At 70.4% G+C, this 22,464-nt stretch carries 21 protein-coding genes; 4 read left to right on the top strand and 17 right to left on the bottom strand.

Translation table 11 applies throughout. The features are described 5' to 3' along the window. The 3 genes from ACTWPT_RS34480 to ACTWPT_RS34470 all read right to left on the bottom strand — a co-directional run bounded on the left by ACTWPT_RS34480 (position 1) and on the right by ACTWPT_RS34470 (position 2,979). Positions 1-807: an ATP-binding cassette domain-containing protein gene (locus ACTWPT_RS34480; RefSeq protein WP_443181690.1), complete on the bottom strand. Its 807-nt coding sequence runs from the start codon at positions 805-807 to the stop codon at positions 1-3. Beyond that, on the bottom strand, positions 804-1,862 hold the full coding sequence (locus tag ACTWPT_RS34475) for an ABC transporter permease (RefSeq protein WP_443181689.1): 1,059 nt from the start codon (positions 1,860-1,862) through the stop codon (positions 804-806). The genes ACTWPT_RS34480 and ACTWPT_RS34475 overlap by 4 nt, the downstream gene beginning before the upstream one ends. Before the next feature lie 88 nt (positions 1,863-1,950). Then, positions 1,951-2,979 (bottom strand): substrate-binding domain-containing protein, encoded by a 1,029-nt coding sequence (locus ACTWPT_RS34470; protein ID WP_443181688.1) that lies wholly within the window; start codon positions 2,977-2,979, stop codon positions 1,951-1,953. A 624-nt stretch (positions 2,980-3,603) separates the two neighbouring features. On the opposite strand from ACTWPT_RS34470, the gene ACTWPT_RS34465 reads away from it, so the two are divergent. Then, on the top strand, positions 3,604-4,653 hold the full coding sequence (locus ACTWPT_RS34465; protein WP_443181687.1) for a LacI family DNA-binding transcriptional regulator: 1,050 nt from the start codon (positions 3,604-3,606) through the stop codon (positions 4,651-4,653). A gap of 135 nt (positions 4,654-4,788) precedes the next feature. Next, positions 4,789-5,268: an SRPBCC domain-containing protein gene (locus tag ACTWPT_RS34460; RefSeq protein WP_443181686.1), complete on the top strand. Its 480-nt coding sequence runs from the start codon at positions 4,789-4,791 to the stop codon at positions 5,266-5,268. Between the two features lie 141 nt (positions 5,269-5,409). On the opposite strand, the gene ACTWPT_RS34455 is transcribed toward ACTWPT_RS34460, so the two are convergent. Next, on the bottom strand, positions 5,410-6,435 hold the full coding sequence (locus ACTWPT_RS34455) for a Gfo/Idh/MocA family oxidoreductase (protein ID WP_443181685.1): 1,026 nt from the start codon (positions 6,433-6,435) through the stop codon (positions 5,410-5,412). A 26-nt stretch (positions 6,436-6,461) separates the two neighbouring features. Then, positions 6,462-7,244, bottom strand: coding sequence for a TIM barrel protein (locus ACTWPT_RS34450; RefSeq protein ID WP_443181684.1), 783 nt, complete (start codon positions 7,242-7,244; stop codon positions 6,462-6,464). Positions 7,245-7,387: 143 nt separating this feature from the next. On the opposite strand from ACTWPT_RS34450, the gene ACTWPT_RS34445 reads away from it, so the two are divergent. Continuing rightward, complete coding sequence (locus ACTWPT_RS34445; protein WP_443181683.1) at positions 7,388-8,467, top strand: LacI family DNA-binding transcriptional regulator; 1,080 nt, start codon at positions 7,388-7,390, stop codon at positions 8,465-8,467. 68 nt (positions 8,468-8,535) lie between these two features. On the opposite strand, the gene ACTWPT_RS34440 is transcribed toward ACTWPT_RS34445, so the two are convergent. The 10 genes from ACTWPT_RS34440 to ACTWPT_RS34395 all read right to left on the bottom strand — a co-directional run bounded on the left by ACTWPT_RS34440 (position 8,536) and on the right by ACTWPT_RS34395 (position 19,792). Next, on the bottom strand, positions 8,536-10,029 hold the full coding sequence (locus tag ACTWPT_RS34440) for a CoA-acylating methylmalonate-semialdehyde dehydrogenase (RefSeq protein ID WP_443181682.1): 1,494 nt from the start codon (positions 10,027-10,029) through the stop codon (positions 8,536-8,538). Between the two features lie 5 nt (positions 10,030-10,034). After that, a complete protein-coding gene (locus ACTWPT_RS34435; RefSeq protein WP_443181681.1) occupies positions 10,035-10,910 on the bottom strand; it encodes an ATP-binding cassette domain-containing protein in 876 nt (291 codons plus the stop codon). Beyond that, positions 10,907-11,962 carry an ABC transporter permease gene (locus ACTWPT_RS34430; RefSeq protein ID WP_443181680.1) on the bottom strand — a complete coding sequence of 352 codons (1,056 nt, stop codon included), beginning with the start codon at positions 11,960-11,962 and terminating at the stop codon, positions 10,907-10,909. Before ACTWPT_RS34430 ends, ACTWPT_RS34435 begins: the two co-directional genes overlap by 4 nt. A 6-nt stretch (positions 11,963-11,968) precedes the next feature. Then, complete coding sequence (locus ACTWPT_RS34425) at positions 11,969-12,958, bottom strand: sugar ABC transporter substrate-binding protein (protein ID WP_443181679.1); 990 nt, start codon at positions 12,956-12,958, stop codon at positions 11,969-11,971. 131 nt (positions 12,959-13,089) lie between these two features. After that, the gene (gene iolD / locus ACTWPT_RS34420; RefSeq protein ID WP_443181678.1) at positions 13,090-15,123 is read right to left on the bottom strand and encodes a 3D-(3,5/4)-trihydroxycyclohexane-1,2-dione acylhydrolase (decyclizing); all 2,034 of its coding nucleotides are present in this window, start codon (positions 15,121-15,123) and stop codon (positions 13,090-13,092) included. Further along, on the bottom strand, positions 15,120-16,028 hold the full coding sequence (gene iolB, locus ACTWPT_RS34415; protein WP_443181677.1) for a 5-deoxy-glucuronate isomerase: 909 nt from the start codon (positions 16,026-16,028) through the stop codon (positions 15,120-15,122). The genes iolD and iolB overlap by 4 nt, the downstream gene beginning before the upstream one ends. Further along, positions 16,025-16,927 carry a class I fructose-bisphosphate aldolase gene (locus ACTWPT_RS34410; RefSeq protein ID WP_443181676.1) on the bottom strand — a complete coding sequence of 301 codons (903 nt, stop codon included), beginning with the start codon at positions 16,925-16,927 and terminating at the stop codon, positions 16,025-16,027. Before ACTWPT_RS34410 ends, iolB begins: the two co-directional genes overlap by 4 nt. Then, on the bottom strand, positions 16,924-17,874 hold the full coding sequence (gene iolC / locus ACTWPT_RS34405) for a 5-dehydro-2-deoxygluconokinase (protein WP_443181675.1): 951 nt from the start codon (positions 17,872-17,874) through the stop codon (positions 16,924-16,926). The genes ACTWPT_RS34410 and iolC overlap by 4 nt, the downstream gene beginning before the upstream one ends. Next, the gene (locus tag ACTWPT_RS34400; RefSeq protein WP_443181674.1) at positions 17,874-18,767 is read right to left on the bottom strand and encodes a TIM barrel protein; all 894 of its coding nucleotides are present in this window, start codon (positions 18,765-18,767) and stop codon (positions 17,874-17,876) included. The genes iolC and ACTWPT_RS34400 overlap by 1 nt, the downstream gene beginning before the upstream one ends. Continuing rightward, the gene (locus tag ACTWPT_RS34395; protein WP_443181673.1) at positions 18,764-19,792 is read right to left on the bottom strand and encodes a Gfo/Idh/MocA family protein; all 1,029 of its coding nucleotides are present in this window, start codon (positions 19,790-19,792) and stop codon (positions 18,764-18,766) included. Before ACTWPT_RS34395 ends, ACTWPT_RS34400 begins: the two co-directional genes overlap by 4 nt. A gap of 155 nt (positions 19,793-19,947) precedes the next feature. Here ACTWPT_RS34395 and ACTWPT_RS34390 point away from each other — a divergent pair, with 155 nt between their 5' ends. After that, on the top strand, positions 19,948-20,685 hold the full coding sequence (locus tag ACTWPT_RS34390; RefSeq protein WP_443181672.1) for a GntR family transcriptional regulator: 738 nt from the start codon (positions 19,948-19,950) through the stop codon (positions 20,683-20,685). An 18-nt stretch (positions 20,686-20,703) separates the two neighbouring features. Here the strand turns inward: ACTWPT_RS34390 and ACTWPT_RS34385 are convergent, their stop codons facing one another. Continuing rightward, positions 20,704-21,564, bottom strand: coding sequence for a cytochrome c biogenesis CcdA family protein (locus ACTWPT_RS34385; protein ID WP_443181671.1), 861 nt, complete (start codon positions 21,562-21,564; stop codon positions 20,704-20,706). 42 nt (positions 21,565-21,606) lie between these two features. After that, positions 21,607-22,191, bottom strand: a complete 585-nt coding sequence (locus ACTWPT_RS34380) for a redoxin domain-containing protein (protein WP_443181670.1) — start codon at positions 22,189-22,191, stop codon at positions 21,607-21,609. Positions 22,192-22,464: the final 273 nt, after the last annotated feature.

The raw sequence follows: 22,464 nt of genomic DNA, 5'->3' as shown, positions 1-22,464 counted from the left end.
TCAATTCCTTTCGGTGATCAGGGATTCGCGGTGGCGCCGCAGCCCGGTCTCGCCTTCGACCACGGCGGCGGTGAGCTCCTTGACGGAGGTCTGCTCGCGCGTGGTGTCGAGGATCTTGCGCCCGTGGTTCATCACGATGTGCCGGTCGCACACCTCGTACGCGTGGTGCAGGTTGTGCGTGACCAGCACAGAGCTGACCCCCTCGCCCTTGAGCCGGGTGAGGTAGGCCAGCAGGGCCTCGGTGGCCCGCACGGCCAAGGCACTGGTGGGCTCGTCGAGAATGAGCAGGCTGCGTTTGAAGTGCACGGCGCGGGCGATCGCCACCGCCTGCTGCTGACCGCCCGAGAGCGAGCTCACGAGCTGCCGGGGGCTCTTGATTCCCTCGATCGTCACGACGCTGTCGAGGATGTCGCCGGCGATGCGATCCATCGCACGCAGCTTCAGCAGGCCCAGCCGGTTGGTGAGCTCGCGGCCCATGAAGATGTTGCGGGTGATGGTGAGCGACGGGACCAGTGCCGAGTCCTGGAAGATCGTCTCGATGCCGAGCCGCTCGGTGTCCTGGCGGCTCGGCGCGGTCAGCTTCTCGCCTCGCCACGCGTACTCGCCCGCGTCCGCCCGGACGACCCCCGACATGATCTTGACCAGGGTGGACTTGCCTGCGCCGTTGTCGCCGAGCAGGCCGACCACCTCGCCCTTGTGGATCTCGAAGCCGACGTCGTTCAGGCAGACGTTGGGCCCGTAGCGCTTGGTGATGCCCGACAGCTCCAGGAGGACCTCGCCGTCCGGCTCGGGGCCGTTCGAGCTCATTCGGCTTTCCCTTCGATGAGGCGGTTGAAGACGGCGGCGAAGACGATGATCACGCCGATGAAGAGGTTGAGGTAGAAGCCGGGGGCTCCGGAGAGCAGCAGGATGTCCTGCAGCACGAGGATGAGCGCCGCGCCGAGCACCATGCCGAGCACGCTCCCTTTGCCACCGCGCAGCGACACGCCGCCGACCACGGCCGCGGCAATGGCCTGCAGCTCCATGCCGCGGCCGGTGCCGGGCTGGACGGACTGTGTCCGCACGGCGACGAGGATCGCGGCGAGTGCCACGCACAGCCCGAGGATGCCGAAGGCGAGCAGCTTGACGCGAGTCGGGTTGATGGAGATCGCCCGGGCCGCGGACTCGTTGCCGCCCACGGCGAAGATGTGGTTGCCGAGCTTGTGGCGGTGCATGAGCACCCAGAAGAACACCGCGACCAGGACCAGCCACACGACCTGACCGCGGAAGGGGCCGATCTGCCCGGCGAAGACGGTCTGCAGGGTCTCGCCGCGCTGCATGCGCGCGGCCGAGGTGCCGTTGTAGAACAGCGCGGCGCCGTCCCAGAACAACATCATGCCGAGCGTGACGATGAACGACGGGATCTTGAACCTGGTCACGATCACGCCGTTGAGCAGTGCGATGCCGATGCCCATGGCGAAGGTCACGATGAACGCGCCGATGATGTTCCCGCTGGAGTACCAGTGGATGAACACCAGCGCGCAGAAGGTGTAGTTCATCCCCAGAGACAGGTCGAACTCGCCCGCGATCATCAGCACGCCCGCGCCGATCGCCAGGATCGCCAGGACCGGGATCGACTGGCTCAGGACGTTGAAGTTGGCTTCTGACAGGTAGGGGAAGCTGTCCGGCGCCACCAGGTAGGCGACGACGCACCCGATCTGCACCAGCACGAAGATGATGCCGATCTCGAGCGCGCCGCGGCCGCGTACCAGCCGAAGCCACCCGCCGAACGGCTCAGTACGGACTCTCCGGGTGGGGACCGCCACCGTGGGCTGATCCTCCATGGTCGGCGACGGCGCTCCGCCGCTGGTCGTGTTGCTCATGGCTGCTTGGCTCTCCATGTCCGTCGCGGTAGGCGACCGGTGGGGGCAGGCCCGGTGGCCCGTTCGGGCCCGCCCCGGTCCGGTCGGGTCAGCGGATCGTGCCTGCCAGTTGCTCGACGATCGCGACGTTGGACTTGTCCACCAGACCGCCGCCGCCGGAGTTGATCGTCGCGGGGCTGAGGCCGAAGTCGAGCTTCAGCGCCAGTTGGGCCACGGTCTGAAAGCCCTGGATGTACGGCTGCTGGTCGGCGGCGGCGATGATGCTCCCGTCCTTGATGCCGTCGATGACCGGCTTGGACAGGTCGAAGCCGACCACCGGCACCTTGACGCCGACGTCCGACATGGCGGCCGCGATGTTGCGGTGCGGGGTGCCACCGAGCGGGACGATCGCCGCGATGTCCTTGTGACCCAGCAGATACTGGCTCATCTTGTCCAGCGCGCCCGCGTCGTCGATGCCGGTCGCGACCATCTCGGTCTTCGCGCCGATGGCGTCGAGGGCCTTCTGGACCCCTGCATTGCGCTGGATGGCGTACACCTGGTCGGGGAACTCGACCGGGGTGAACACCTTGGCGCCCTGCGGCAGCTTCGCTTCGGCGATCAGCCGCTGGCCGAGCAGGAAGCCCGCCTCTTCGAAGTTCTGGCCGACGAAGCCCGAGGTGCACTTGGCGACGTCGCCTTCCTGCGTGATGTTGTACGCGAGCACCGCGATGCCGGCCTTGGAGGCGGCGCAGACGTTCTCGGTGTAGCGCTTCGGGTCGTCGATCACCACGGCGACAGCGGCGGGCTTGTCCGCGACGGCGCTGCCGATCAGGTCGTTGTACTTCCCTGGGTCGCCCTGGCTGGTCTGCAGGTTCAGCTCGACCTTGAACAGCTCGGCCGCGTCCTTGGCGCCCTGCGAGATGGTGCCCCAGAAGGAGTCGCCGGGATCCTGGGAGAGCAGGAACGTGATCTTGCGGTTCTGGGCCCTGCCGCCGAGCCCGGACTGCAGCCCCGCCCCCGAGGCGGCCGCGGCGGGCTCCGTGGACAGTGCGCTCGAACCGGCGCCGGCACTGTTCGAGGCATTCGAGCAGCCGACGAGGGCGAGCACGAGAAGGGGTGCGGTTACTAGAGCGCGCAAGTTGAAGATATGCCGACGACGGGGTCTACGAATGGAGTACGGCACTTTGGTTCTACCTCTCCCGGGGGGCGGCCACGGCCTTGTGGATCAGGGGGACATCGAGAGGTTGCAGGGGCGGTGCTGGGACTCACAGCGGCCCCTTAAGGCGTCAGCCAACAGCTTGTGTCGGCTGCGATTCCCCGATGTAACCGGCACATGAAGCACCTTGTCAATAGGGTGTCTTGACATTCTTTTGTCTTTACAAATTCTCGCCAGGAGGGCAGGACGCGACCGCCTCTACATGGCACCGACCTGCGGTATTACTCCAGCATCCGGCGCGCAAGGTGGCGCAGTTCGCTACACGGAAGCGCACAGCCTCCGGCGATCCAGGAGGCGGCTGCGTAGTGCGACCCCGCGGCCGGGCCGCTCGTCGCCATCGCCTCGAGGTGAGCCACCTTGCCCATCGAACGGTCCGGCGCGAGCACGGCGAGCGGCGGGCATGAGCGACCTGTGATGCTCCATGCGTTCGTCCGACTCTCCGAGCAGAGCACGCTCTACTAGCGCGCTCTAGTTCCTGTTACTATGAGCGCGGTCACACCGGATGTCAACAGCTTGCGACGAGCTGCGCACATCAGGAAAGGGTTGATGTTGGAGCAGGCCCCGGAATCCGAGCCGTCGAAGACGAGAGCATCGGCGCGGGCCAAGCGTCCCACGATGGCGGATGTCGCCGCACGGGTAGGCGTGTCACGGGCGCTGGTCTCGCTCGTGTTCCGCAACGAGCCGGGAGCGAGCCAGGAGACTCGCGACCGGGTCCTTCGCGCGGCCGACGAGCTCGGCTACCGTCCGGACAACGCGGCGCGGCTGCTCGCCCGTAACCGGAGCATGGTCCTCGGCGTGATGATCAACATCCGGAACGCCTTCCACGCCGACCTCGTCGAGGCGATCTACGCCGAGGCCGAGCGGCTCGGCTACGAGGTCCTGCTCAGCGCGCTCGGCCCCACGCGGGACGAACGGAAAGTCGTGGAGGCCCTGCTGGGTCACCGCTGCGAGGCGCTGATCCTGCTCGGACCGAACGCGGGGACCGACTACCTCGCCGAGCTGGGCGCGCACACCCCCACCGTGGTGGTGGGACGCCGCGTCCCGGCGAACGGCGTCGACACCGTCCACACCGCGGAGAACAAGGGCATGCGACAGGCCGTGGACCATCTGGTGGGCCTCGGCCACCGCGCCATCGTGCACATCGACGGCGGCGACGGGCCCGGCTCCGCCGAACGCCGCCGCACGTACCGCGCCGCCATGCGCGATCACGGACTGCAGGAAGAGATCCGGGTCGTCCCCGGAGATCACACCGAGGAGTCCGGCGAGACGGCCGGCGAGACCTTGCTCCGCGACGACCGGTTGCCGACCGCCGTGCTCGCCGGCAACGACCGGTGCGCCATGGGGCTCATGCACGTGCTCAGCCGGGCGGGGGTCGTCATCCCGAAGGACATCTCAGTGGTCGGGTACGACGACAGCCACATAGCGCACCTGTCCCACATCAACCTCACCACCGTGCGTCAGGACGCCGAGCAGATGGCCACGCTCGCGGTGCGCTCGGCGGTGGAACGCCTGGACGACCGGCGCCTCCCCTCCCGCGAGCTCATCCTCGACGCCCGACTCGTCGTCCGCGGCACCACCGCGCCACCACGGCCGTGACGGGGGTCGGCCAGGACAGAAAGAGGGTGCCCGACCGCCCGTCACCATGAAATGCAACCAGCGGTTGCGCGTTCGAGAGGTGCCCGCTAGCATGAGCGCGCAACCAACGGTTGCACATGAGACGGGAGAATCACCATGATTCCGAGCATCGAACGAGAAATCCTGATCGAGGCGCCGGTCGAGGTGGTCTGGGGCGTGGTGACCGAGCCCGACCAGATCAGCAGCTGGTTCACCAACGCCGCGGACATCGACGTACGCGAGGGCGGCAAGGGCACGCTCACCTGGGCCGACCGGGCAGCCAAGGAAATCACCGCGCCGGTCACCGTCGAGATCACCGTGGTGGCCGTTGAGGCGCCCCGCCTGTTCTCCTTCCGCTGGGCCTACCCGGACGGTGCTCAGCCACGCGAGGGCAACTCCGTCCTGGTGGAGTTCACGCTCACACCAGAGGGCGAGAGCACCCGGGTGCGGGTCACCGAGTGCGGCCTCAGCGAGATCGACTGGACCGAGGAGCAGAAGGTCACCTACGCCCAGGAGCACATCCACGGCTGGAGCAAGCACCTCGCCGACCTGGTGGCGTACGCTTCCGCGAAGGAGCGGGCATCAGTGCGGCGATGAACCCCGATGACGAGTGGCTCCCGGCGGCGGTCGCCGAACCAAGCCGGGCTCGTCGAGGCCCGGCTGTGGGACGGCCGTGAAGTCCGCTACTCCATCCGCCATGGACGGCGGGCTTCCCGGATCTCCGGCTGAGGCCGTGGCTCACCGGCGTTCCGGCTCACCGACGCGGACCGGGCGGCCAATGGTGACCGACTCGATGGCGGCAAGAGCGATGGCCAGGGCGGCGCGGGCGTCCTGGCCGGTGACCGCGGGGGCGCGTCCCGTGCGGACGCACTCGGCGAAATCGGCGAGTTCGGCCACGTAGGCGTCGTGGAAGAGGTCCTGGTCGTAGGTGACGCATTCGGTGGCCGCGCCGTCCGGGCCGTACGCGGTGAGGTGGGTCCTGTGGAGGTCGCCCATGGTGAGCATGCCGGCCGACCCGAAGACTTCGCCGCGTACGTCGTAGCCGTAGACGGCCTGGAAGCTGGCCTCGGCCGTGGCGATGGCGCCGTTGTCGAAGCGGATGGTGACCACGGCGGTGTCGAGCAGGCCGCGTTCCTTGAAGTCGGGGCGGACCAGGGCGTCGGCCATCGCGAAGACCTCGACCGCCTCCGCGCCGGGGTTGAGGTAACGCAGGGCGTCGAAGTCGTGGATGAGGGTCTCCAGGAAGATCGTCCACGGCGGTACGCGAGCCGGGTCGGCGAGTTCCGGGTCGCGGGTGAGGGAGCGCAGCAGTTGAGGGGTGCCTAGGGCACCGGCGACGATCTTGTCGTGGGCGGCGCGGAAACCCGCGTCGTAACGCCGGTTGAAGCCCACCTGGACAGGCACGCCCGCCTTGTCGGCGGCGGTGATGGCCCGGTCGGCCTCGGCGAGGGCGACGGCCATGGGCTTCTCGCAGTAGACGGCCTTGCCCATCCGGGCCGCCGCCTCGACGAGGCCGGCGTGGGTGCGTGCCGGGGTGACGATCACCACGGCGTCGATCCGCGGGTCGGCGAGCAACTCGTCGACGTCGGTCGTCGCCATGGGGCAGCCGAGCCTGTCCGCGAGGCGCTGCGCGGCGCCGGGGGCGGGGTCGGCCAGGGCGGCAAGATGAACGCCGGGAAGGCGGTGAGCGAGGGTCTCGGCGTGGAAGGCGCCCATCCGTCCGGTGCCGACGAGGCCGACGGCGAGGTGTCGCGGGGTGGTCATGTCGCGTTCTCCGTACGTACGTCGTGTCAGAGGGTGAAGGCGGAGCGGAAACGCTCCAGAGCGAGCTCGCTGTCGCGGGAGGCCCATGCCTCCATCGCCACCGTGCCGTCGTAGCCGAGGTCGGCGAGGGTACGGGCAACGGCCGGGTAGTTGATCTCCCCGGTTCCGGGCTCGCGGCGGCCGGGCACGTCGGCCACCTGGATCTCGCCGATCAGGCCCAGGGCGTGGGCCCGGCGGACCAGCTCGATCAGGTTTCCCTCGCCGATCTGCGCGTGGTACAGGTCGAGGTTCATCCGCAGCCCCTGCCTGTCCACGGCCGCGACCAAGGCGAGGGTGTCGGCGGCCGTGGCGAACGGCACCCCGGGGTGATCGACGGCGGTGTTGAGGTTTTCCAGGGTGAAGACCACGCCGGCCTGCTCGCCCAGTTCGGCGAGCCGGGTGAGCGTGCGGTGCGCGGCGATCCACATCGGGCCGGTGGGCTCGCCGGTCACCGGCACCACGGGCAGGCCCTGGTCGTCGAGGCCCGTGCCGTGCAGGTTGAGCCTGGGGCAGCCCAGCCGCTCGGCCACCTTGACCGACTCCGCGGCGGTGCGGAGCAGCTCTGCAGCCCCGTCCTCGTCCGTCAGGCTGCCGCGGAGGTAGCCGGTCATCGAGGAGAAGACGGCCCGGGTGCGCTCCAGGGCCGTCAGGTCGTGCCGGCTCCAGTCCCAGATCTCGACCTGGAATCCGGCGTCGTGGATCCGCCGCGCCCGCTCGTGAATCGGCAGGTCGGGGAAGACCATCTCGGCGCAGACCGCCAATGCGTACATCGCCACTCACTCGTCTAGAACGTTATAGTCCCTCAGTAGTACGCCAGCCGAGATGGACCTGTGTCAAGACCTCACGATGCGCATGACTAGAACGTTGCAGTATCGTGTGATGTACAGTCTGCGATCATCTCGAGGAGTGCGGCGTGGCAGTGGGCTCGGAGGGGAAGCGGTCAACCCTGGCCGACGTCGCGGCGCGGGCGGGGGTGTCCACCGCGCTGGTCTCCATCGTCATGCGCGGGGCCAAGGGCGCCAGCGCGAGCACGCGCGAGCGTGTGCTGCAGGCGGCGAAGGAGATCGGTTACCGGCCCGACGCCCGGGCGCGATTGCTGCGCAGCAGCCGCTCGCGCCTGCTCGGCGTGCAGTTCGGGCTCCAGCAGCCGTTCCACGCCGACCTGGTGGAGGGCGTCTACGCGGCGGCCGAGGCCGCCTGCTACCTGGTCGCGCTGAGCGCGGTCGCGCCCAGTCGCGGCGAGCGGCACGCCGTGGAGACGCTGCTCGCCGATCGCTGTGAAGCCCTGATCCTGCTCGGCCCGCAGGCCCCCGCCGCGCAGCTGGAGGAGCTCGCGGCCCGGCTGCCGGTCGTCTCCGTGGCCCGCCGGCTGGGGCGGGCGTCCGCGGGCGTGGACGTCGTAAGGACCGCCGACGACGACGGGGCCCGCCAGGCCGTCGACCACCTGGTGTCACTCGGCCACCGGGACATCGCCCACATCGACGGCGGCAGAGCGCCGGGCGCCGCCGACAGGCGGCGCGGCTATCGCACCGCCATGAGCCGTCACGGTCTCTTCGGCCAGGTCCGGATCCTGGGCGGCGGGCTGACCGAGGAGGACGGCGCCGCGGCCGCCCGCGTTCTGCTCAACGGTGGTCCGCTCCCCACCGCTGTGCTCGCCTTCAACGACCGCTGCGCCACGGGCGTGCTCGACACGTTCCTGCGTGCCCGCGTGGCCGTCCCCGATGAGGTCTCCGTCGTCGGATTCGACAACAGCCACCTGGCCCGGCTTGCTCACATCGACCTCACCACCGTCGCACAGGACATTCCGCGGCTGGCGAGCCTGGCGGTGGGCCGGGCCATCGCCCGGCTGGAGGGCGAGCCGGCATCCGGGAAAGACATCGTCGTCGCCCCGCGTCTGGTGACCCGCGGCACCACGGCCCCGCCCCGGCCCGCCGCACTGGACGCGCCCGCCGGGAAACGACGGCGCACGGCCGGCCGCCGGCCCGGCTCGTAACCGGCACCGTCTGCGTCGTCAGCACGCGCCGCAGCGACCGCCGCGGCGCGTGAGCACCGGCCCGGCCGTCAGTCGTTCTGCGGGAAGCCGAGGTTGAGGCCGCCGTGCGACGGGTCGAGCCAGCGGGAGGTGACGACCTTGCCGCGGGTGAAGAAGTGCACGCCCTCGGTCCCATGGGCGTGGCTGTCGCCGAACAGGCTGCTCTTCCAGCCGCCGAAGGAGTAGTACGCCACCGGCACCGGGATCGGCACGTTGATGCCGACCATGCCGACCTCCACCTCGTTCTGGAAACGCCGCGCCGCCCCGCCGTCGTTGGTGAAGATGGCCGTGCCGTTGCCGTACGGGTTGGCGTTGATCAGGTCCAGACCCTCGTCGTAGGACTGCACCCGGATGACCGACAGCACGGGGCCGAAGATTTCGTCACGGTAGATGGACATGTCCGGCGTGACGTGGTCGAACAGGGTGGGGCCGAGCCAGAAGCCGTCCTGGCCGCCGTCGAAGTCCCCGTCCCGTCCGTCGACGACGAGAGCCGCCCCCTCCGCGGCTCCCGCCTCGACGTAACCGGCCACCTTGTCGCGGTGCTGGCCGGTGACCAGTGGGCCCATGTCGCAGCCGCGGGTGCCGTCGCCGGTACGCAGCTTGCCCATGCGCTCGGTGATCTTGCTGACGAGCTCGTCGGCGATGGTGTCGACCGCGACGAGCGCCGAGATCGCCATGCACCGCTCCCCCGCCGAGCCGAAGCCGGCGTTGACAGCGGCGTCGGCGGCCAGGTCGAGGTCGGCGTCCGGCAGGACGAGCATGTGGTTCTTCGCGCCGCCGAGCGCCTGGACCCGCTTGCCGTGCGCGGTGCCGGTCTCGTAGACGTACCTGGCGATCGGGGTGGAGCCGACGAAGGAGACGGCCCGCACGTCGGGATGGGTCAGCAGCGCGTCCACGGCCTCCTTGTCGCCGTGCACGACGTTCATGATCCCGTCGGGCAGGCCGGCCTCGCTCCACAGGCGGGCCACGGCGAGGGCCGCCGAGGGGTCCTTCTCGCTGGGCTTGAGTATCACCGCGTTGCCGCAGGCGATGGCGACCGGGACGAACCACATCGGCACCATGGCGGGGAAGTTGAACGGCGAGATCACCGCGACGACGCCGAGCGGCTGCCGGATGGAGTACACATCGACCCGGGTGGAGACGTTCTCACTGAACCCGCCCTTGAGCAGGTGCGGGATGCCGCAGGCGAACTCGGCGACCTCGAGTCCCCTCGTGACCTCGCCGAGCGCGTCGTCGAGCACCTTGCCGTGCTCGGCGGTGATCAGCGCGGCGATCTCGTGCTTGCGCGCGTTCAGCAGCTCGCGGAACGCGAACAGCACCTGGGAGCGCTTGGCGAGCGACGTGCCCGCCCAGCCGGGCCAGGCCGCCTGCGCCGTCGCCACGGCCTGGCCGACGAGGGAAGCGGAGGCGAAGTCGACGTGACCGGTGACGGCGCCGGTAGCGGGGTTGTGTACGTCGCCGGTGCGCTCGGCCGCGCCCTCCCACGGGTGGCCGCCGATGAGGTGAGTGATACGGGTGGTCAACGTACTCATGGTCCTTCCGGATCTGTGACGGCCACGCGCTCTCCGGGCCCGAGGTTGGGCGCTTCCACCTGCCCGTGCTCCACCGCGGCCGGCGCGGCGACCTTGCCGGGCTCCGCACCGCGCAGTTCGTGGCTGAGCTCCTTGAGCTCCTGGCCGCCGGCCATCTCCGCGGTCAGCTGCTCCAGGGTCAGCTCGTCGCGGCGTGCGTCGAGCACGACCCGGCCCAGCTTGAGGATCACGAAGTGGTTGCCGACGAGGTAGGCGTGGTGCGGGTTGTGCGTGATGAAGATGACGCCGAGGCCGGCGTCGCGGGCTTTCACGATGTACTTCAGGACGACGCCCGACTGCTTGACGCCGAGGGCAGCCGTCGGCTCGTCGAGGATGATCACTCTGGCGCCGAAGTAGATGGCCCGCGCGATGGCGATGCACTGACGCTGCCCGCCGGACAGGCTCCCCACCGGCCGGTCCAGATCGGGAATGATCACCCCCATCTTGGCCAGCTCGTCGTGGCAGATCTCCTTCATGCGCTCGATGTCCAGGACGCGCAGGAGTCCGTTGCGGATCTCGTTGCCGAGGAAGAAGTTCCGCCACACCGACATCAAGGGTGCGAGCGCGAGGTCCTGGTACACCGTGGCGATCCCGCCGGACTGGGCCTCGCGCGGGGAGGCGAACCGGGCGGCCTCGCCGTCCAGCTTCATGACCCCTTCGCTGTGGTCGTGCAGGCCAGCGATGATCTTGATGAGGGTGGACTTGCCCGCGCCGTTGTCGCCCAGCACGCAGGTGACCTCGCCCTGGCGGACCCGCAGGCTGCACCCGCGCAGCGCGTGGACGTTGCCGTAGCTCTTGCCGACGTCGTCGAGCTCGAGGATCGGAGCGCTCATCGAAGGTCCGCCTTCCTCTTGACGTACACGTTCACGATGGTCGCCAGCAGCAGCATCACGCCGAGGAACGCCTTGAACCAGTCGGGGTTCCACCCGGCGTAGTTGATGCCCAGCTGGGTCATCCCGAAGATCAGCGCGCCGATCGAGGCGCCGACCACCGACCCGTAGCCGCCGGTGAGCAGGCAGCCGCCGATCACCGCGGCGATGATGAAGATGAACTCCTTGCCGACGCCCTCGCCCGACTGGACCGTGTTGAACTGGAACAGCAGGTGCATGCCGGACAGCCAGGCGCAGAAGCCCACGGCCATGAACAGGCCGATCTTCGTCGTCCGTACGGGGACGCCGATCGCCCGGGCCGCCGCGGCGTCACCGCCGACCGCGAAGATCCAGTTGCCCACCTGCCTGCGCAGCAGGACGTGGGCCGCGACGACGGTCAGCACGACCCAGTACAGCACGGTGATCTTCAGGGTGACCGGGCCGAGCACGATCTCGGAACCGAACACCGCCTGCGCGCTGGCGAAGCCGTCCATGTCGCTGATGTCCGCCGTGGCGACGTTGCCGGTCAGCAGCCGCGTGACGCCGAGGTTGACGCCCTGCAGGACGAAGAACGTGCCGAGCGTGACGAGGAAGCTCGGCAGGCCGGTTTTGAGCAACAGCCAGCCGTTGAACGCGCCGACGCCCATGGACAGGGCGAGCGCGAGGACGACGCCCACCCAGACGTTGAGGCCGAGGTTCCAGGCGAACAGCGACGCGGAGAGCCCGGCGGTGGTCACCGCGACGCCCGCGGACAGGTCGAACTCGCCGCCGATCATGAGGAGCGCCACGGGGACGGCCATGATGCCGATGGCGGAGGCGCCGTAGAGGATCGTGCCGATGTTGGCGACGTTGCGGAAGGGCACCGCCACCAGCATGAAGAGCGCGAAGATCACGATCGCGCCGACGAGGGAGCCGACTTCGGGCCGGCTCAGCATTCGTGCCGCGAGCGAGCGGCCGGCGACCCGGTCGTCCCGGGCCGCCTCCGCTCTGCCCGGCTCAGTAGCCGCAGCAGTCATGTCACGTCACCTCGTGCCGCTCGCGGCGAACTGCTCCACCGCGGCGACGTTGGTCTTGTCGATGAACGCCGGCCCGGTCAGAGTCGCCTGGCCACCGCCGATGACGTTGCCGTTCGTCTTGTAGAGCCACAGGCTGTCGACCGCGAGGTAGCCCTGCAGGAAGGGCTGCTGGTCGACCGCCCACTCCACCTGGCCGTTCTTGATGGCGGTCACGAGCTCCTTGTTGGTGTCGAACGTGACGACCTTGGCCGAGCTGTTGGCGTCCTTGACGGACTTGACGGCGGTCATCGCGATCGGCGCGCCGAGGGTCAGCACCCGGTCGATGCTGGAGTCCTGCTGGAGCTTGGAGGTGATGGCCGCCTGCACGCTGGGCATGTCGGTGCCGGTGACGTAGATCTTCTCGGTGTCGGGGAAGGCCGACTTCGTGCCGTCGCACCGGGCTTCGAGTCCGACGTGGCCCTGCTCCTGGATGACGCAGAGCGCCTTCTTCGCGCCGTCCTGCTTCAGCCGCGCGCCGGCCGCCTCTCCGGCGATCTTCTCGTCCTGGCCGAAGTACTCCAGCACGCCCATGCTCTTCCACTGGTCGATGCCGCCGTTGAGCGCGACGACCGGGATGCCGCTCTTGAGCGCCTTCTCCACGTTGGCCTTCATCGCGTCGGGCTTGGCCAGCGTGACCGCGATGCCGTCGACCTTCTTGTCGATGGCCGACTGGACGAGGTTGGCCTGATTGGCGCCGTCCGGTTCCGCCTGGTACTGCAGCTCGATGTTGTCCTTGGCGGCGGCGGCCTCGGCGCCTTTGCGCACCAGGTCCCAGAAGGTGTCTCCGGGTGCCGCATGAGTGATGAAAGCGACCGTCATCGTCGGCGTGCCGGCGGTGGAGGCGGGCGCGGACGCCGCTTCGGTGCTCTGCTTGCCTCCGCTGGAACTGCACGCCGCCAACGCGAGTGCCGCCACGCTGCTGGTCACCAGCACGGCGATTCTTGATGTACGGGCCACTGTTGTCTGCCTTTCGTTATCCATTCCCTGGAAGGGACGGATCGGGGGTGGTTCGGTGCTATTCGGGTGTCATGCGCCGCGGCGCGGTATGCGCAGGCGGCCTCGTCCCCGCACCCCCCAGTGCGGGATCGTCAGTGGGGCAGGCCGCGTACGTGCGGGCGCTGGGCGGCCTTGTGCGCCGTGTACTCCTCGTAGGCACGGCGAGTGGAGTCGAGCTCGCTGACCTGGCTGACCGGCACGTCCCACCAGGACTCGCTGTCGGGGGCGTGCACCGTCGGGTCGGTCTCCACGTGGATGACGACCGGGCCGCCGTCCGCCGGCGCGGCCTTGGCGTCCTTGACGGCCTGGACGAGGCCCTCGCGGTCGCGTACCTCGATCACGGTGGCGCCGAGGCTCCGGGCGTTGGCGGCCAGATCGATCGGCAGCCGGTCCCCGTCGAGCCGGCCGGAGGCCTGGTCGCGGAAGCGGTAGCTGGTGCCGAACCGCTGGGATCCGAGCGCTTCGGACAGCGAGCCGATGGAGTGGAAGCCGTGGTTCTGGACCAGGACGACGATGATCTTGATGTGCTCCTGGACGGCGGTGACCAGCTCGGTCGGCATCATCAGGTAGGAGCCGTCGCCCACCATGACGAAGACGTCCCGGTCCGGGTCGGCCAACCGGACGCCAATGCCGCCGGGGATCTCGTAGCCCATGCACGAGTAGCCGTACTCGACGTGGTAGGCCTTGCGGTCGCGGACCCGCCACAGCTTGTGCAGGTCGCCCGGCATGGACCCGGCCGCGCACACCACCACGTCCCGCGGGTCGGACAGCTCGTTGACGCAGCCGAGCACGGTGCCCTGGGTGAGCACGCCCTCGGCCAGCGCATCGCCGACCTCCGCCGGCGGGTTGTACGCGGCCTCCACGCGCGCGTCCCACTCGCTCCACAGCGCGGCCTGGCGCTCGCGGTAGGACGGCTCCACCTGGTATCCGTCCAGCGCCGCGGTGAGCGCGGCCAGAGCCTCCCGGGCATCGGCCACGACCTGCAGCCCCGCGAGCTTGCCGGTGTCGAAGCGGGCGACGTTGATGTTGACGAAGCGTACGTCCGGGTGCTGGAAGGCGGTGCGCGAGGCGGTCGTGAAGTCGGCGTAGCGGGTGCCGATCCCGATCACCAGGTCGGCCTCCCTGGCCAGGGCGTTGGCGGCCGTGGTGCCGGTCGAGCCGACGGCGCCCATCGCCTGCGGGTGACCGTGCGGCAGCGACCCCTTGCCGGCCTGGCTCTCGCCGGCCGGGATGCCGGTCGCCTCGCAGAACGCGCGCAGGGCCGCCTCGGCACCGGAGTAGTGCACACCGCCGCCCGCCACGACGAACGGCCGCCGGGCCGCGGAGATGAGCGCCGCGGCGTCGGCGATGTCGGCCGCCTCCGGCAGCGGCCTGCCCACGCGCCAGATCCGCCGCTCGAACAGCTCCACCGGCCAGTCGTACGCCTCGGCCTGCACGTCCTGCGGCAGTGCGATCGTCACCGCACCGGTCTCGACCGGGTCGGTCAGCACGCGCATGGCGGCCAGCAGTGCCGCGGGCAGCTGCTCTGGCCGGTTGACCCGGTCGAAGAAGCGCGACAGCGGGCGGAAGGCGTCGTTGACGGTGACGTCCGCGGCGTACGGCACCTCCAGCTCCTGCAGCACCGGCCCGGCCACCCGGGTCGCGAAGGTGCCCGAGGGCAGCAGCAGCACCGGGATGCGGTTGACGGTGGCCAGCGCGGCCCCGGTGAGCATGTTGGTCGAGCCGGGCCCGACCGAGGCGGTGCAGGCCCAGGTCTGCAGGCGGTCCTTGTGGCGCGCGTAGGCGACGGCCGTGTGCACCATCGCCTGCTCGTTGCGGGCCAGCACGTACGGCAGCCGGTCCTGGCCGCCGGCGACCTCGTCCTGCAGCAGCGCCTGGCCGAGCCCGGCGACGTTGCCGTGACCGAAGATCCCGAAGCAGCCGGCGAACAACCTCTGGCGGCGCCCGTCGCGCTCGCTCCACTGAGCGGCCAGGAAACGCACGACAGCCTGGCCCACGGTCAGGCGCACGGTGCCTGACGTCGCCGAGTCCGCGACAGGGCCTGACGTCGCCGAGTCCGCGACAGGGCCTGACGTCGCCGAGTCCGCGACAGGGCCTGGTTTCGCCGAGTCCGCGACACTACTCATCGGGTTCCTCCCATCGGCAGGCGGGGATCGATGGCCTGGCCGGCCCACGTCTGGCGGACCCAGCCGTGGGCGGGGTCGTCGCAGATCAGCCAGGCGCGGGTGGCGCCGGGGCCGGCCATCACGTTGAGGTAGTAGAGGTCGTAGCCGGGCGGCGCCATGGCGGGACCGTGCCAGCCGTGCGGCACGAGGACGACGTCGCCGGTGCGGACCTCGGCGAGCACGTCGATGGGACGCTCGGCGGTGCCGTAGACGCGCTGGTAGCCGACGGGGTCCGCGCCTTCGGGGGCGCCTGGCTCGGCCCGTACCTCGAAGTAGTAGATCTCCTCGAGCTCGGTCTCCACGCCTTCGCGCTCCTCGTCGTGCTTGTGCGGCGGATAGGAGCTCCAGTTGCCCGCGGGCGTGATCACCTCGCAGGCGATGATCGAATCGGCCTCCAGCACCTGCGGGACCCCGAAGTTGCGTACCTCGCGCGAGGCCGTGCCGGCGCCGCGCAGCTCGACGGGGACCTCGGCCGCGGCCACGTACCGGAACGGCAGCGACTCGGCCGCCTTAGCACCGCACAGGGCGATCTTGCTCTCACGGTCTCCGTTGCTGATCGTGAGGCCGGCGCCCCTCGGCACGTAGGCGACGTCGGTGGGACCGGCGAACACGCTATCCCGTCCGGCGAGCCGGGCCTTGTGATGCTGCCCGGCGTGGTCGACCACCGTGACGTCCGCACCACCCTGCAGAGGCACCACGATCATCTCGCTGTCCCCGGTGTCGAGCACCACCTGCGCGAACGGCGCCAGCGTGGCCACGCGCAGGCTCGTGTGCGCCCACCCGGGGACGGCGTCGGTGACCGACACCTCGAAGCCGTCCTCGCGAGCCGTGCCGAACGGCAGGACCCAGCGTGCGTTGTCGTTCATGATCCGCATCCATGGACGAGCCCCGAGGCGATGTCCACCGCGGCGGCCACGTCGCCGTCCGGCGGGAACAGCAGCGCCCGCCCGACGACCAGCCCCCGCACGGCGGGCAGGTCCAGCGCCTGCCGCCAGGCGGCGTAGGTCTCGTCCGGATGGCCGGTGGGATCGCCGCCCAGCAGCAGGGTCGGCAGCGTCGTGGCGTCCATGACCCGTTCCAGCTCATCGACCACGGGCAGCTTCAGCCAGGTGTGCCGGCTGGTGGCGCCCAGCCCGGCGGCGATGTGGATGGAGGTGATGGTCGAGTCGGGATCGAGCAGGTTGTGGACCCGGCCGTCCGCCCCCCGGACCGACAGGAACGGCTCCACCATCGCCATGACGCCGTGCCCCGCCAGCTCGGTGACCGCCTGGCCGCTCGCCTCCAGCGTGGCGGCCGTGCCGGGATCTTCCCTGCAGATGCGGGTGAGCATCTTGCCACCCTCCAGGCCGCAGGCGGCGATCTCGTCCGCGGTGTAGGCGGTGAAGCGGTCGTCCAGTTCGAAGACGGCGCCCTGCAGGCCGCCCCGGTTCATCGACCCGATCGCGACCTTGTCCTCCAGCGCCCCCATCAGCAGCAGGTCGTCCAGGATGTCGGGGGTGCCGAGCACGCCGTCCACGCCGGGGCGTGACAGCGCGATCGCCAGGCGTTCCAGCAGGTTGCTGCGCGAGGCCATGGCCCGGCCGTCGGTACGGACGCCGAGCGCGCCGCGGGCCGGGTGGTCGGCCGCCACGATCAGCAGCCTGCCGTCCGCGCCCACCAGGTCGCGCCGCTTGCGGGCGGCCCATCCTTCGGTGATCCGCCACGGCTGGCGTACCCGGATCTCGGTCAGCTCGGCGATGCCCGGCCGGCTGGAGATATGGCTCATCGTCCCGTCTCCTCTTCGAGCAGGGCCTGGACTTCGGCCTCGTACGGCATGGCGCTGGAGCATTCGAGGCGGCCGGCGACGATGGCGCCGGCCACGTTCGCGAAGCGCAGGACGCGGGTCAGGTCCCAGCCGCTGAGCAGGCCGTGGACGAGAGCGCCGCCGAAGGCGTCGCCTGCGCCGAGGCCGTTGACGACGTTCACCGGGAATGGCGGCACCTCGATGCGCTCGTCCGCGGTCGCCGCGAGCACCCCCTTGGGGCCCTGTTTCACGATCGCGAGCTCCACGCCCCGCTCCAGCAGGGCGGACGCCGCCCGCTGCGGGTCGGTCTCGCCTACCGCGACCTCGCACTCCTCCCGGTTGCCGACCGCCACCGTGACGTGCTGGAGCGCCTTGCCCACCAGCGCGGCGGCCTCGCCGGGATCGGGCCAGAACATGGGCCGATAGTCGAGGTCGAGCACGGTGTGCCGGCGGCGGCCGCGGGCCTGCCAGGCGGCGAAGTGCGCCGCGCGCGACGGCTCCTGCGACAGGCCCGTGACGGTGGCCCAGAAGACCCCCGCCTCGCGCACGGCCTCCACCGGGACCTCGTCCGGCTCGATCAGCAGGTCGGGAGCGGTCGGATACCGGTAGAAGTACAGCGGGAAGTGGTCGGGAGGGAAGATCTCGCAGAACGTCACCGGCGTCGGCGGGCCGTCGACCTCGCCGGCGAAGGAGTCGTCGACGCCGAAGTCGCGCAGGGCCCGGCGAACGTAGCGGCCGAACGGGTCGCGGCCGGTCCGCGTGATGATCGTGGCCCGGCGGCCGTGCCGGGCCGCGGCCACCGCGACGTTGGTCGCGCTGCCGCCCAGGAACTTGGCGAACCGTTCCACGTCCTCCAGGCCGACGCCGTGGTCGAGGGGGTAGATGTCCACCCCGCACCGGCCCATGGCCACCAGGTCGTACGCCGTCATCACGCGCCCACCGCGCTCGCCACGGCGAGCAGGTGCTGGATGCTCGCCCGGACGTCCGCGGCCGGGTCCGCGCCCGCGTCGCCCTCGGCCAGGATGGTGTCCTGCTCCAGGACGTACCAGCCGGTGTAGCCGTGGCCCTCGAGGGCGGAGACGATGGCCGCGATGTCGACGTCGCCCTTGCCGAGCGGGACGTACATGCCGCCGGCCACGGCGGCGGTGTAGGTCTCCTGGCCGACCTGCACGAGCCGCGCCCAGTCGAGCCGGACGTCCTTGAGATGCACGTGGGCGATCCGCCCGGGGTGCTCGCGAGCGATCGCGACAGGGTCGCCGCCGCCGATCAGCAGGTGCCCGGTGTCCAGGCACAGGCCGACGCGGCTGCCGGCGAGCACACGAGCCGTCTCCGCACCGCTTTCGACCATCGTGCCGACGTGCGGGTGGAGGGTGGCCACCAGGCCGTGGGCGGCGGCGGCTTCGGTGATGCGGTCGAGGTTGCCCAGCAGGGTCGCCCAGCCGGGCTCGTCGAGGACCGGCCGGTCGTCGTAGCCGTCCTGGCCGGTGGCGGCGGCCAGCACGACCGTCGACGCCCCGGCGGCGACCAGGCCCTCCATCGCGCGCTCGACCTCGGGAAGGGGGTCGTGCTCCGGATCGTGCAGGACGACCGGGACGAACTGCCCGACCGCCTTCAGGTCGTATCCGGCCAGGGTCGCGGCCTTGGTCTGCGGGTCGTCGGGCAGGAAGCCGTCGGGACCGAACTCGGTGGCGGCCAGGCCCAGGGCCCGCATCTGGCTCAGCACGGTGCCGGGTTCCAGCTGGCGGCCCCAGCCGGGGACCTCGCAGACCCCCCACGAGATGGGTGCGCCGGCGATGCGGCCGGCCACTGGTGTGGTCGTCATGGCTTGTCGATCCCCTCGATCTCCGACAGGGCGACGGGCCTGCGCTCGGCCCTGGACAGCTCGCACGCCTCGGCGATGCGGAAGGCCTCGAGCGCGTCGCGGACGGTGCAGGGTGAGGGCCGCTCGCCGCGGGCGACGTCGGCGAAGGCGGTGAGCTCGGCCTGGTACGCCGGCAGGAAGCGCTCCATGAACGACCACTTCTGCGGGCCGCGTGGGAAGTCGACGCCCTCCTCCGCCGAGCGCATCGCCAGCGAGTGGTCCAGGCCGACGGCGATCGTGCCTTTCTCGCCGTGGACCTCCATGCGCACGTCGTGGCCGCCGCCGTTATAGCGGGTCGAGGAGACCAGCACGATCGTGCCGTCGTCCAGGGTCAGCAGGGCGCCGCCGGTGTCGACGTCGCCGGCCTCGGCGAAGAAGTCCGCGCCCTTGTTGCCGCCCGTGGCGTAGACCGTGGCCACCTCGCGGCCGCTGACGAAGCGCAGGATGTCGAAGTCGTGCACGTTGCAGTCGCGGAAGATGCCGCCGGAGGTCGGGATGTAGGCCGCGTGCGGCGGGGCCTGGTCGTGGGTGCCGGCCCGGATGGTGTGGACGAACCCGAGCTCGCCGGAGGCCACCGCGGCCTGCGCACGCCGGTATCCGGCGTCGAACCGGCGCTGGAAGCCGACGTGCACCGGCACGCCGGTCGCGGCGACGAGCTCGGCCAGCTCGATGGTCTCCTTCAAGGTGGCGGCCACGGGTTTCTCGCAGAAGGCCGGCACCCCGGCGGCGATGGCCTGGCGCAGCAGCGGCGCGTGCCCCGGCGTGGCGGTGGCGATCACGAATCCGTCGACGCCCGAGGCCAGCAGCGCCTCGGCGTCCGGAGCCACCTGGAGGCCGAGCTCGGCTGCGACGCGCTCGGCGGCCCCGGTGTCGGCGTCTGTCACGACCAGCTCGTCGACATAGTCGAGAGCGGCCAGAGTCTTGGCGTGGAAGGCGCCTATCCTTCCGACTCCCGCGAGCCCGATGCGCATACGCGTCCTGTCCATTCACGTCGTCGTTGGGTCGTCACTCGCCGTACCCCGCGCCTGGTCGGGCCATCGGCGATGTGGTGAAGCCTGCCTTGTTAACATTGATCGAGTCAAGACTTTGTCCTGACATCATTGCGTAACGTCATATACATGAACAGAGGTACACTCGCCTCGTGGCAGTCCAAGTGGGCGTGACGCTCGATCGCTCCTCCCCCGTGCCCCTCTACCACCAACTCGCCGAGCAGCTCCGCACGGCGATCGCCAGCGGGCGGCTCCAGCCCGGTGACCAGCTGGAGAACGAGCTCGCCCTGGCCGAGCGGCTCAGCTTGGCACGCCCGACGGTGCGTCAGGCCATCCAAGAACTGGTCGACCGCGGGCTCGTGCTGCGCCGGCGCGGGATCGGCACCACGGTGGCGAACCCCAAGGTGCACCGGCGCGCCGAGCTCACCAGCCTTTTCGACGACCTCGCCCGGGCCGGCGGGCGGCCCTCGACGAGCGTCCTGCAACACGAGCTGGTGCGTGACGGGCAAGTGGCCGCCGCGCTCGATCTGCCGGCCGATACCGACCTGCTCTCGATCGTCCGGCTGCGGTTCTCCGGCAACCGGCCGCTGGCCATCATGCGCAACTGGCTGCCCCCGGCGCACTACGACATCAGCCGGGAGGATCTACAGGAATCAGGCCTCTACGCGCTGTTGCGCGAACGCGGGGTGCGCCCCGTCGTCGCGGCCCAGTCGATCGGAGCCCGCCCTCCGACCGCGCCGGAGCGGCACCACCTCCAGCTCGAGCTCGCCGAGCCCGTCCTGACGATGACACGCACCGCCTTCGACGCCGGGGGCAGAGCGGTGGAGCACGGGGACCACTGCTATCGCGCCCAGGACTACAGCATCGAGGTCCTGGTCGACCAGCGCTGAGCAGCGCCGGCGAACGCGTCAGTCCTCGGACCGGTGCGCCTTGCGCCGTGCCAGGCGAGCGGCCAGAGCGGCTGCGCCGAGCACCGCGAGTATGACGGCGACCCAGGCCACGCCGAGGGATTCCAGCCACCGCGCGAGGGTGCCTTGCACTGCGGTCGCGGCGTCGACGATCGCGTCGCGGGGCGGGGCGCCGGCGAAGACGCGTAGCTCGTACCAGCCGTAGTAGGCGACGTACAGGCCGGCAGGGACCAGCAGGCCGCCGCTGATGCGCGACACGTACGGCAGCACGGCCCGGGTACGGGCGACCACGGCCGACCGGGCCAGCGCCACCGCCAGCGACAGCGCGGAGACCACGAGCCCCATGCCGAGCCCGTAGGCGACGAAGACCATCAGGCCGCCCAGTATCCCGCCGGCGGCCAGCGAGGCGGAGGTCACCGCGAGGAACGGCCCAATGGTGCACGACAGCGAGGCCACGGCGTAGCTCAGGCCGTATCCGTACAGCGAGGGCAGCGAGGCGATGGGACGGCCGGTGGCCAGCCGGGGCGTGCGGATCAGCAGCTCCCGCCCACTGAGCAGCCACAGCCCGAGCCCGGTCAGGGCGAGGCCGATCAGGATCGTCACCCACGGCAGGTAGCGGCCGACCGACACCGCCAGCGGGGTGACCACCAGCCCGAACACCCCGAAAACCGTGACGAAACCAGCGGTCATGGCCGCCCCGAGCAGCAGAGCCCGCGCCACCGGCCCCCGAGACAGCACGCCGCCCGCCGGGCGGGTGTCGTCGTCGGCCACGAGCATGGTCAGGTACGCCGGCAGCAGCGCGAACCCGCAAGGATTGAACGCCGCCACCAGGCCCGCGGCCAGGGCCAGCGCCAACGGCACGTCACCGATCATGGCCCGCCCCGGCTCGGCCGCGGCGCGGCGTCATGCGGCGAGCAGCTTGGCGACAAGGCTATCGAGCTCATCGGAGCCGAGCGGGCCGGAGGCTTTCGCGGTTGATCCGTCCGGTTTCATGAATACGAACGTGGACTGCTGGGTGATCCCGAGCCGGGTCCACACCGCGCCCTTCTCATCCGACAGGTGGACGAGGTCGCCGGTCCCGGTACGCCGGACGAAGTCCTTCATCTCCGCCTCGGTGTCCAGACCGGCGACCCCTACGAAGGAGACGTCGGCGTACTTCTCGGCGGCCGCCTTGACGGCCGGCGCCTCCGACTGGCACTTGGGACACCACGGCGCCCAGAACCAGAACACGATCGGCTTGCCCGCCAGGCTCGCGCCGTCGAACGTCTGCCCGCCGAGTGTGGTGGCGGTGAACTTCAAGGCGTCTGGAACGCGCACGTCACTGGACTCACGGGGCGTACTGGACGCCGTGGACGCGGGAGCCGGGGTGGCCGGCGCCACCGTCGCCGGCACGGGCGCATCACCGCGGACCGTCTCATCAGCCCCGCCGCACCCGGCGATCAATAGTCCGGCCGCCACGATGACAGCGGTCACACGAATTCTGTCCACGTCGTGAGGATAGGCCTTGGCCGCGGGCCCGAATCTTACGAGCCGATGACAACGCCGATCTTGCGCGTTCCGATATGCATGCACACATGCGACGGGTGGTGCAGGAGCTTGTCCTGCACCACCCGTTGCTTTTGCGTATGTGGCTGGAAGCCGTCTGGCCGGTCAGGCCTTGTACTGCGGGTAGCCGTAGCCCACGACGTGGGACTTGGGCCGGATGCGCTGCTCGACCTTGCCGTTGCCGGTGTTGCCTTCGATCGCGGTGATCGTGCCGTC

It is taken from the genome of Nonomuraea sp. 3N208 (assembly GCF_052245935.1).
Classification (GTDB): Bacteria; Actinomycetota; Actinomycetes; order Streptosporangiales; family Streptosporangiaceae; genus Nonomuraea.
The sequence above is the reverse complement of the archived record's forward strand: the minus strand, read 5'-3'. Positions and strand labels throughout refer to the sequence as shown.